This window comes from Deltaproteobacteria bacterium CG11_big_fil_rev_8_21_14_0_20_49_13, assembly GCA_002796305.1.
GTDB lineage: Bacteria > UBA10199 > UBA10199.
Map to the genome: position 1 here is coordinate 2,422 of PCWZ01000039.1, position 10,579 is coordinate 13,000.

Consider the following 10,579-nt stretch of genomic DNA (forward strand, 5'->3'; position numbering starts at 1 on the left):
CCATAAATCAAGTGTTTGCTTAGAGATTGCCGCGCCCCTTCGGGGCTCGCAATGACAGAACAAGCAGATTTTTAGAGGCGCCCTTAAAATAGTTCGAAAGTTGTATGGGCGTGTATCGTGCGACGGAAACTTTGTCAAGAATTGAAAGATTTTATAACTATTTTGACCTAATTGTGATCTTTGTGCCCGGTTTCAGCCTCGATTTTGGGTTAAGATCGTTGGCGTCGGCTATGTTCTTCACCGAAACACCATATTTTCTAGCTATGTCCCAAAGGGTGTCGCCGCTCTTTATCTTATATGATATCTCTTTGGAATTACTAGGTAATTCTAGGTTTTGAACCGCAGAAGTAGATATCTCGGCCTTCATAGAAAGGAGTTCTGAATGGTCCGAGGTGGGCAATGAAGCAAGGGATCTGGCCGGCATGCTCTCCAACCTGTCGGATGAAGAGACCTCCTCAACTTCAACGCTGGATGCCGTGGTCGATGTCGGGGTCTCTTGAGGTGCCTCTCCATTCTGATAGATCTTGAGCCTCGCACCCGCCTTTAGGTCCTTGTCGGCAAGCGTCGGATTCCAACCCTTAAGGTCGTTGATGCTTATCCCGTTACGCTGGGCTATCTTCCACCACGAATCTCCGCGCCTTACAACGTAGTTCTTTCCTCCTGTGGCAGGTGCGGGTCTTTTGCTTACACTTGAGGCGACCTTTACACCTTCATCCTCGGAATAGATCTTTAATACCTGCCCTCGGCGAATATTATTGCTCTTAAGCCCGTTCCATTTGCGAAGGTCGGCCCTGTCGACCCCGTAGTTATTGGCTATGACCGATATGGACTCGCCTCTTTTTACTTTATGTTTTATGAGCCTCCCGTCCGGACGCGCTGTATATTTAGAAGCGATATAGCGGGCGCTCTTCTTTGCCGCTCCACCCGTCGGGATGATAAGCGTTGAGCCCTTTCTAATACGTGAAGGGCTTGAAAGACCGTTCACGGCAAGTATCTCTCTCACTGAGACACCATATCTCTTTGCGATCTTCCCCAAAGATTCGCCGCGTCTCACCGTATGACGCAAGGCCATCAGACGCTCGCTATCCGGCACCTTTGCATATGCATCGCTGAACTTACGTGCCGTTCCCATGGGTAGATTTACGGTATAATTTCTGGCCCCGGAGGGTGTGGTCCCGCTTGTGAGCGAGGGATTGAGATCCTGTATCATATCGACCGAGACATCGGCACATTTTGCTATCACCTCAAGGTCGGTCTGACTCTCAACATAGGCCTCTTCCATCTCCATCGGTTTGTCATAAACAACATCGCCGAACCCGAACTTTTCCGGAGACTTGGCAATTATCGCCGCCGCTATGAACTTTGGAACATAGTCCTTTGTCTCGGCCCTTAGATAGTGCCTGTCCTTGGCTATCATGGTCCAGAAATTCCTGGTACCGTTCAACCTTATCGCCTTTTCTATCTTGCCGGGCCCGGCATTGTAAGCGGCCATGGCCAGATACCAGTCGCCGAACTGCTGATGGAGGTCGCGAAGGAACTTTGCGGCGGCAACGGTCGAATCTTCCGGGTCTCTTCTTTCATCTACGCCGTTCCCTATCGCCAGGCCGTAATGTTTTCCGGTGCCATGAATGAACTGCCAGTGGCCGGCCGCCTTCGCTCGTGAATATGCGGTTGCCGAGAAACCGCTCTCAATGAGCGCTAAATATACCAAGTCCTGCGGAAGGCCATATTTTTTAAGGATAGCCTGCATGTGGGGGACGTATCTTCCCGAACGGGCCAGGTATCTTGCATAATGTCTATGCCCCGGGCCCTGAAAATAGTCTATCCATGCGATGACCCGGTCGTTGACCGTTACCGGAATATCAAAATTTTGGGATGAAGAGCCAGGAAGCTGTCTTGCCATCCACCGTGCCTTTTTACCCTGCTGTGAGGCGCATCCAATTGCCAGTACCATGACACCGATGACGATCAGATATCTTCCAATTTTGATATTTAGCATAGTTTTATATCGTATATTACGCCTTACCAAAAATCAACCATATATTATGATGCCTAGTCCGCCTGTTTTCGAAGGAACGTAGGTATATCGTATTCATCGCCCTGATAATCGACCATTCCTACCTCCTGGAACACCTCGCGCCACTCGCCGTTCTCCATCTTCGCCTTGGTGGCCGATGCCTCCACTGCCTGCTTGGCGTTCGCCGATTCCTGCTCCGATCTCGCGCTCATTTCCTGCTGGATGCCTGTATATGAAACCGGCGATTCCCTGCGAGCCGGTTGCGACGGATGCGAAGATTGAATGACCTCCGGACGCTTTGGCGTGAAAATGGGCGTAACCTTCTGCGGACGTGCCGTAACGCCCGGCTGTCTTACCGCCCTTACACCCTTGTTGAAACCGGTCGCAATTACCGTGACCCTTATCTCGTCACCCATCGCTTCATCTATTACCGAGCCAAATATTATGTTGGCATCTTCATGCGCCTCTTCCTGTATGAGCTTGCTTGCCTCGTTCACTTCGTGGAGCGTCATGTCCGGTCCACCGGTTATGTTGATGAGTATGCCGGTGGCGCCCCTTATCGATACGTTCTCGAGCAGCGGACTCGATATCGCCTTCGTTGCGGCGTCTATCGCGCGTCCCTCTCCGCTGGACACTCCCGAACCCATGAGCGCCATTCCCATTTCGTTCATAACGGTTCTTACGTCGGCAAAATCAAGATTGATAAGACCCTGGACGTTGATAAGGTCCGAGATTCCTTTCACCGCATGAAGAAGTACATCGTCGGCCTTCTTGAACGCGTCGAGCATTGTGGTATCCTTGTCGGATATCGAAAGAAGTTTTTCGTTGGGAATAGTAATGAGCGTATCGACGACATCTTTTAACTCCTGAACCCCATCTTCCGCAACTCTCCCCCTTCTCTTGCCTTCGAATCCGAACGGCTTGGTTACAACACCTACGGTAAGAGCCCCCATCTGCTTTGCAACTCTTGCTATGACCGGCGCCGCGCCCGTACCTGTTCCGCCGCCCATGCCGGCGGTTATGAATACCATGTCGGCACCGTTAATGGCGTCCTCTATCACTTTCTGGTCCTCGATCGCCGCGTTCTTACCTACCTCCGGATTTGCGCCTGCGCCGAGGCCCTTTGTGGATACGCAACCGATCTGGATCTTTAGTGGGGCATGATTCGCGTTAAGCGCCTGCATGTCCGTGTTCGTGGCCACGAAATCGACACCTTCCATGCGGGACTTGATCATCGTATTGACCGCGTTGCCGCCGGCGCCGCCCACGCCGATCACCTTTATCTTTGCACCCTGTTTTATTTCCTCGATTATCTCGAATGACATTTAATACCTCCTATTCTGATGGGGGGAACGACTCGCTTCCGCCAGAGGCGGACCAGCCTTCGGCTGGCGCTCGCTCCTTCCCCCCAAGCCCCTTTCGTTCGCGCTGGATGAACCAGACGCTCGCTCACCATTTGTTAAATTGTCAAAATTACCCTAAAAGATCTCGCTGAACCATTCGCGAACCTTTGTAGAGACCTTTGAAATTCCCCTTTTTTCTGCGTGTGCATGGATCTTCTCCTCGCGCCCGCTCTTTGCGCCTCCGAGTACAAGCCCGACAGCGGTCGCATACATGGGGCTCTTGACCACATCAACAAGTCCGCCTACACCCCTCGGAATGCCGCGCCTTACCGGCATATTGAATACCTGTTCGGCCAGCTCCGGCATCCCTTCGAGTATCGAGCATCCGCCGGTCAGGACCAGCCCTGCCGCTATCCTGTCCTCAAAGCCGCTACGCTGGATCTCCTGATGGATCAGGTGATAGATCTCTTCGATCCTCGGTTCCATTATCTCGGAGAGTATCTGTCTTGAAAGTATCCTTGGGTTCCTTCCGCCTACTGAAGGCACCTCGATAGTCTCTTCCTTTTGAACGAGTGAGGTAAGGACGCATCCGTATTTCTGTTTGATCCTTTCCGCTTCGTTCGCCGGAGTGCGGAGACCTACAGCCACATCGTTCGTCAGGTTGTTCCCGCCAAGCGGCAATATGCAGGTATGAACGACGCTTCCGTTTATGAATATCGCGATATCTGTCGTACCGCCGCCGATATCCACAAGGACCACTCCGAGCTCCTTTTCGTCGTGTCCCAATACCGCCTCGCTACCGGCCAACTGCTCAAGCAATATCTCATGGACCGTTAGTCCCGCACGGTTGCAACACTTGATGATGTTCTGCGCCGAGGTAGATGCCGCGGTCACTATGTGGACCTTGACCTCCAACCTTACGCCGGACATCCCTATCGGGTCCTTCACGCCGTCCTGATCATCGACCACGAACTCCTGCGGGATGACATGGATCACCTCCCTGTCGGACGGAATAGCTACCTGCTGAGCGGCCTCTAACACCCGCTTCAGGTCGGTGTGCATCACCTCTTTGTCCTTTATGGCAACAATACCTCGGCTATTTATCCCCTTTATATGATGGCCCGCTATACCGGCATAGACCCCGGTTATCTCGCATCCGGCCATCAGCTCCGCCTCTTCCACCGCCTTTCGCACCGATTCAACGGTGTTCTCGATGTTGACCACAACTCCCTTGCGAAGGCCACGGGACGGACTGCTTCCTATTCCCACGATATTAATGCCGTCATCCGTAACCTCCCCCACTATCGCACAGGTCTTGGTAGTCCCTATGTCGAGCCCTACTATCAAATTATCATTTTTCGCCATGTTGTTTCCTCCATTCTTATGGGGGGAACGACCAACTCGCAGACTCGTTGTTTCCCCCCAATCCCCTCTCGCTTGCGCGGAATAAATCCGACGCTCGCTCGCCATTATTAAGTTTTCACTGATCACCGACACCCGCCCTCTAAGGGCTTCCTCCCGGGGGCCACTGCGCCCTCTGTGCCCGCGCCATTAACCTGCTAACCTTCAAACCTGTTAACCTTTTAACCTTCATATTTTACCACTACCTTTCCGGGTATGTTAAGGTCCACATACCGCATCTTTGTTTTATATGAGCTGATGCCTCCAAGCATCGAATATAACAGTTCAAGTTTTTCGGGCACGCGGTCAAAGCCCAGCCTTATCGCAAATCCGTACTTTGAAACGATCACCGTAAAACCTTTTGCCCGGTCGAAGCTGACCTCCGATATCGAAAAATAGTTCGTGAGCGGCGACCTATAATAATCGTCCAGCACCTTCATAGCGTTCGAAAGGTCCTCCTCCGTGACACCGGTTATCACCGGCAGGTCCTTTTCGTCGGAACCTTCAAGCTCCTTGAACACAACACCCTGTCTGCTGACGAGCCACAAGGCGCCCGATGAAAGTATCGCGTACGGCCGATGCTCGTTTACATATATCCAGATGTTGGACGGTATCTTTCTCGCCACCGCCACCTCTTTTGTCCACGGATCGTTCTCGATCGACTTTTGGACCTTTTTCATATCTACAAGGAATATGTTCGAGCCTGTCTTTATGTTCGCCATACGTTTTACATCGACCGCGGAAACGTTCTTAAGCGTCCCCTCCACCTCGACGTTCTTGACGACAAATACGCCCCTCACAAAAACGAGCTGATAAAGCCCCCATATCCCGCCGATAAAGAGTGACCATACGATAACGACAAGGCTTATCTGCTGAATGCGTAAGAACGCGCGGCCGATGGCCTTTTTCCTTTTTGTATCGGTCCCTATCGTCTGCCTTTTTAAAAAATCGGTCATTTTATCACTCACCGGTTATTATTATCTCTGTCTCCAGTAGAACACCCGACTTGTCCTTCACCTTCTCCTTTATAAGCTTTATGAGCACCTCGACATCTTTTGCCGTGGCCCTGCCTTCGTTAACGATCCAGTTGGCATGTTCGTTCGAGACCCTCGCCCCGCCAACGCGAACACCGCGGAGCCCGCACTCGTCTATCAGCTCCCAGGCCTTTGATGCGCCGCCAGGGTTCTTGAATATGCTTCCCATGTTGGGCCACAAAATGGGCTGAATCTCTCCCCGCTCCTTTCTCCGTTTCTGGATCTTCGTTTCTATCTCCGCCTTGTCTCCGCTTCCAAAGACAAGTTCGGCCTCAACGACGATCACCCCTTTTGGAAGTTTTAGTTTTCGGTAGCTAAACTCCAGGTCCTCTTTTTCCACGGTAACTTTTCTGTTCTTTGTTACGTATTTAATGCTTTTGACCGCGTCGGCTATCGTTCCGTCCTTGACGCCGGCGTTCATTATAAGTGCACCGCCGAGCGTACCGGGAATGCCGGCCAGAGGCTCAAGTCCCGTGAAGGAATGTTCTACCGTCCATGAAAGAAGCTGCTGAAGGTTAACCCCTGCTCCGACAACTGCACTAACGGGATCCTTCGCTTCGCTCAGGATGACATGCGAAAAGTTCTTGAGCGATATTACCATTCCCCTCTTTCCTTCGTCCCTTACCAGCGTGTTACTCCCGTTGCCGAAAACGCTCCTTGGGACATCGTTATCGTCCGCCCACCTGACGGCGCTCAAAAGATCTTCGATGTCCAGCGGTTCGACCCATATGTCTGCGGGCCCGCCTATCTTGATGGTCGTGTGTTCACGCATCGGTTCGTTAAAGCGTAAGTTGCCCCGAATCGCTTTTTGCAGCTCCTGCTGTAATATCAATGTCAGTGCCATAATTTTGCGAATTCCTTCCCCATCTTCCAGATATCTCCGGCGCCCAGAAAAAGTATTATGTCCCCCTCTTTTCCTTCTGCGCCCACCTTTTTGAACATCTCCGCCTTGTTCTTTGCAAAGAACGTCGGCTTTTCTTTTCGTATCTTCTTCGCCTCTTCAAAGAGCCTCTCGCCGGTTGCGCCTTCAATAACGGCCTCGCCCGCGGCATATACCGGCATCACATAGAGCATGTCCGGTCTTGCGAGCGCCTCAACGAACTCGTTAAAGAGCGATGAAAGCCTTGTGTATCTGTGGGGCTGCATGACGCATATTACCCGCCTCTCCTTCCATCCATCTGCCGCCGAACCGAGGACCGCATCTATCTCTCTTGGATGATGCGCGTAATCGGTGACGACCATCGGGCCGCCCTGCTTTTTCGAAAGGACCTGAAAACGCCTCTCTATCCCCTTGAACTTTGAAAGCCCCTTCCTGATCTTTGCAAAAGGGACCTCCAGTTCCATCGCCGCGGCTATCGTGGCGAGGGCGTTGAGGACATTGTGCCTCCCCGGAATTGCGAGCGAAACGTCTCCGAGCGGCTCGCCCTTGTTGTAGGCGTCAAAATAAATGACCCCTTCTTCCTGTCTTATGTTCCTTGCTGTAAAATCCCCGCCTTCGATCCCGTACGTTATCACCCTTCGTTCGATATGAGTTATGAGCGCCTCAACCTCGGGGTGATCCACGCAAGCTATCACGCACCCGTAGAACGGGACCTTGTTGGCAAAAGACGCGTACGTTTCTCGTACGTGCTGAAAGTCCCTGTAGTTCTCCATATGCTCGGGATCGATGTTGGTGATGACGGCTATTGTAGGCGTAAGTTTTAAGAACGACCTGTCCGATTCGTCCGCCTCGGCAACTAGATAATCGCCCTTGCCGAGCTTTGCGTTCGTCCTGAAGCTGTTCACGACACCTCCCACAACTATGGTGGGATCGAGCCCTGCGTTCGAAAGTATCGTTGCTATCAAAGAGGTCGTCGTTGTCTTTCCGTGCGTGCCGGCGACTGCGATGCCGTATTTAAGCCGCATCAGCTCGGACAACATCTCCGCGCGGGGGACTATCGGAATACCGCGAACCTTCGCCTCTATAACTTCAGGATTGTCGTAATGTACGGCCGAGGAGATAACAACCACATGGGCATCGCCCACGTTCTCTTTCTTGTGCCCGAAGAATATCTTTGCGCCGCGCCTTGCCAGCTGGGTGGTTGTGGAGCCCTTCTTAAGATCGGATCCGCTCACTTTATATCCGAGAGTAAGAAGGACCTGGGCGATACCGCTCATCCCGATGCCGCCTATGCCTACAAAATGTATGTGCTGATACTTTTTAAACATATTTTAAACACTCGTTAACTATATTCTTCGCCGCATCCGGTTTTCCGAACCTCTTCATGGCCTGGGACATCGCATCAAGCTTCAACGGATCGCCCAGAAGGTCCTTTATCTTTTCTGCAAGCAGCTCTCCCGTTACCTCTTTATCCAAAAGCATTACCGCCCCGCCGACATCGACAAGCTCCTTTGCATTGGCCTCTTGATGATTATCGGCGGCGTAGGGGAACGGGATGAACATGGAAGGTTTTCCGGCCACGGAAAGTTCTGCAACGCTTGTAGCGCCGCTTCTGCAGAGCACCATGTCAGCCGAGGAATAGGCCTTCCCCATATCTTCGATGAAGTGATAGACCTCGGCCCTGAATCCCTTGGCCTTGTAGATGGCGCTGAATCTTTCGACATCCTCGGCTCGGCCTATCTGATGGATGATGGTAAGGTCGTCCTTCTCTTCCGTTAAATAATTGAGCGCTTCCACCATCTTTTGGTTGATCGATCTGGCGCCTTGCGAACCGCCGAATATCAAAAGAGTGAAACCGCGCCGGTTGACCGGCTTATGTGCGGCAACATCTATTATCTTTTTTCTCACCGGGTTCCCAAGGACCATCACCTTCTTCTTCGGAAAATATTTTGCCGACCCTTCAAACATCACGAATACCTTTTTAACGAACCTGCCAAGGATCCTGTTGGTTATGCCCGGTATCGCGTTCTGTTCCATTGCGACCGTCGGAATAAGCATTAGAGCCGCCATGAGGGTTATCGGCCCGGCCGAATATCCGCCGACACCGATCACAAGCGACGGCTTATGCTTCATTATAATAGATACCGCCTGTAATAGCACATACGGCATGGATAAGACGGTCTTTATCTTGAACATGAGACCCATCCCCTTGAATGATGGGACGCTCATCGTTATGAGCTCCCACATGGTAAGCGGAATAACGCGAGCCTCCAGACCGCGGGCCGTTCCGACGAACGCGAGCCTTATCTCGGGATGGCTCGAAGAGAGCTCCTCCGCCACGGCTATCGCCGGGAAAAGGTGCCCGCCGGTGCCGCCGCCTGCTATTAAAATCCGTGACCCGTGACCCGTGACCCGTGACTTGTCTTTCATAATATTATTTCTGTTCGCCAGCCGTTTTGCTATAGGTCGAAATGTTGAGCAGCACCCCGACCGAGATCAAAAATGTCGTCAGGGCGCTTCCGCCGTAACTGATGAAGGGAAGCACCAACCCCTTCGTGGGAAGGAGCCCCATAACGACGCTAAAATTAAACACCGCCTGCAATCCTATGAAGATCGCGATACCGAACGCGAAGTATCTGCTGAAAAGATCCGGAGCCTTAAGGCCGATAACAACCGCCCTCCAGAAAAATACCGCGAATAACGTTATAACGGCCATCACCCCGATGAGACCCATCTCCTCACCCAAGACCGAAAAGATGAAGTCGGTGTGCGCCTCAGGTAAATAGAAGAGCTTTTGCTGACCTTCACCGAGACCGCGGCCCAATATCCCGCCTTCATTAAAGGAGACCAGGGACTGGATGATTTGGAAACCGGAACCGTAGCGATCGCTCCATGGGTCAAGGAAAGCCAATATTCTCTTTCTTCTGTAGGCGACCCCTGCCACCAGGAAATAGAACGCCGGCAAGGCCGCCACAGCTATACCGGCAAGATAAGAGACCCTGACGCCGGCAACGAACATCATGACCCCTGCTATGACCGCAAGCATGAAGGCCGCGCCCATATCCTTCTGGAGAAGGACCATAACTATGAGGGCGCCTGCCACAGCGACGTGCGAAAGGAAGCCGATGCCGAACGTCTTAATCCGCGAGGCCTTCTTTTCGAGCGAATAGGCAAGGAATATAACGAGTGCGAACTTGGCGAATTCTGAAGGCTGGAAAGTGATCGGCCCAAACTTTACCCAGCGCGACGCGCCGCCTGCCGTATTTTTAAGTCCCGGTATGAACGAAAGCAACAGTAGCACGAACGCTATTCCAAGGACCGGATATACAAGTTTCTTCCACCACTTGTAGGGGACCTTTGTCGCCATGGTAAGCATTGCAAAACCGATGCAGGCGAATACGATCTCTTTTTTCAGGAAGAAATATCCGTCGCCCATCTTTTCGCGGGCAAGTACGGCGCTTGAGCTATAGACCATTATGACGCCTATCATCACGAGAAGCGCCGTGACGATAAGAAGCACATAGTCAAAATGAACGCGCCTAACTATTGTTCCGTCGTCTTGATACATAATAACCCCGGCCAGTAAGGTTTCAGGCCAGCAAGGCCGGCAAGGCCGGCAAGGTTTTAACTTTGCTTGCCTTGCTGGCTATAGTTTATTCACTTCCCCACAAAAAACATTTCCCCTGTGCGCGTAGTCCTTGAACATGTCAAAGCTTGCACACGCCGGCGAAAGAAGCACTGTGTCCCCGCTCTTCGCCTTGGTAAAAGCCTTTACTACCGCATCTTTCATGTCGGCGGCCATTAGCGTTTCCGTAAGACCACCGAGCTCCTTCGCGATTATCTCTTTGGCGGCCCCTATCAAAATCAGGGCCCTGACATTTTCTTTTACAAGTTGCTTTAATGG

Annotated in this window: 8 protein-coding genes; all 8 read right to left on the reverse strand. The window is 52.1% G+C overall.

The window, feature by feature from the left end; translation table 11 throughout:
• Positions 1-157: 157 nt before the first annotated feature.
• A complete protein-coding gene (locus COV46_03220; GenBank protein ID PIR17644.1) occupies positions 158-1,999 on the reverse strand; it encodes a lytic transglycosylase in 1,842 nt (613 codons plus the stop codon).
• A gap of 53 nt (positions 2,000-2,052) precedes the next feature.
• Entirely contained in the window at positions 2,053-3,330 is a 1,278-nt protein-coding gene (locus tag COV46_03225; GenBank protein PIR17670.1) for a cell division protein FtsZ, read from the reverse strand.
• A 165-nt stretch (positions 3,331-3,495) separates the two neighbouring features.
• Positions 3,496-4,725 (reverse strand): cell division protein FtsA, encoded by a 1,230-nt coding sequence (ftsA, locus tag COV46_03230; protein PIR17645.1) that lies wholly within the window; start codon positions 4,723-4,725, stop codon positions 3,496-3,498.
• Between the two features lie 218 nt (positions 4,726-4,943).
• Positions 4,944-5,717 carry a hypothetical protein gene (locus COV46_03235; protein ID PIR17646.1) on the reverse strand — a complete coding sequence of 258 codons (774 nt, stop codon included), beginning with the start codon at positions 5,715-5,717 and terminating at the stop codon, positions 4,944-4,946.
• A gap of 4 nt (positions 5,718-5,721) precedes the next feature.
• Positions 5,722-6,639, reverse strand: coding sequence for a UDP-N-acetylenolpyruvoylglucosamine reductase (locus tag COV46_03240; protein ID PIR17647.1), 918 nt, complete (start codon positions 6,637-6,639; stop codon positions 5,722-5,724).
• Positions 6,630-8,003 carry a UDP-N-acetylmuramate--L-alanine ligase gene (locus COV46_03245; GenBank protein PIR17648.1) on the reverse strand — a complete coding sequence of 458 codons (1,374 nt, stop codon included), beginning with the start codon at positions 8,001-8,003 and terminating at the stop codon, positions 6,630-6,632. Before COV46_03245 ends, COV46_03240 begins: the two co-directional genes overlap by 10 nt.
• A complete protein-coding gene (gene murG / locus COV46_03250) occupies positions 7,996-9,105 on the reverse strand; it encodes an undecaprenyldiphospho-muramoylpentapeptide beta-N-acetylglucosaminyltransferase (protein PIR17649.1) in 1,110 nt (369 codons plus the stop codon). The genes COV46_03245 and murG overlap by 8 nt, the downstream gene beginning before the upstream one ends.
• Positions 9,106-9,109: 4 nt before the next feature.
• Entirely contained in the window at positions 9,110-10,243 is a 1,134-nt protein-coding gene (ftsW, locus tag COV46_03255) for a putative lipid II flippase FtsW (GenBank protein ID PIR17650.1), read from the reverse strand.
• Positions 10,244-10,579 lie beyond the last annotated feature (336 nt).